The organism is Arthrobacter sp. Y3223164, assembly GCF_059091005.1.
In genome coordinates this window covers 1-839 of the sequence record NZ_JBNHGF010000690.1, presented here as the reverse complement: position 1 = coordinate 839, position 839 = coordinate 1, and the positions used below count along the sequence as shown (strand labels likewise).

The 839-nt window shown below is 71.6% G+C and carries 1 protein-coding gene; it reads right to left on the bottom strand.

The genetic code is table 11. From position 1 onward, the window contains the following. Nucleotides 1–836: phytoene desaturase family protein (crtI, locus tag AC5RUJ_RS17430; protein ID WP_494156397.1), on the bottom strand; the 836-nt coding region annotated here is incomplete at its 3' end. Nucleotides 837–839: the final 3 nt, after the last annotated feature.

Sequence of the window (839 nt, the reverse complement as noted above, 5' to 3'; positions counted from 1 at the left end):
CGGGCCTTCGCGCCGGACTGCCCGGTGACGATGTGCCGGGCGGTGGCGCGGGTTTCGATCCGGACGCCGGCCTCCCGCGCCAGCCGCTCCATCGCATCGACCAGGGCGGCGAACCCGCCCAGCGGGTAGTACACGCCGTCGTCGAGATCCAGGTGGCTCATCAGGTGGTACATCGCCGGCGCCCGGTACGGGCTGGTGCCCAGGAACACCGCCGGGTACCCCAACAGCTGATGCAGCCGCGGGTCCGTGAACCGTTCGCGGACGTAACGGTCCAGGCTCCAGCCCAGCAGCTTGGCCAGCCGGGGTGCCCGGCGCAGCACCTGCGGGTGGGCCAGGCCGCGCAGGCTGGCGAAGTCGTCGTACAGGAAGTGCTCCTTGGCCAGCCGGTATGTTTCCGCTGCCTCGTCCAGGTAGTGGTGCAGCGCCGGCCCGGACCCCGGTTGCAGGCCTCGGAACAGTTCGGTCACGTTTTCGCGGCCGGAGCGGACCTCCGTGGCCGCCGGATACCCCTCGAACCAGATCCGGTAACCGGGGTCCAGCCGCACCAACTCCAGCTGCTCCGCGGCGCTGGTGCCCATCAGCTTGAACCAGTGGTCGATCACCTCCGGCATCAGGTACCAGGACGGGCCGGTGTCGAAGCGGAAGCCGTCGCGCTCGAGCCGTCCCGCCCGGCCGCCGAGGACGGAACGCTGCTCTAGCAGGGTGACGCGGTGACCCGCCCGGGCCAGCAGCCCGGCTGTTGCCAGTCCCGAGACCCCGCCGCCGATGACCACCACCGGTTGGTCCGAGCCGCCGGCCTTCGACGCCGCACCCGCTGCCCTTCGACGGGCGGTCAGCCT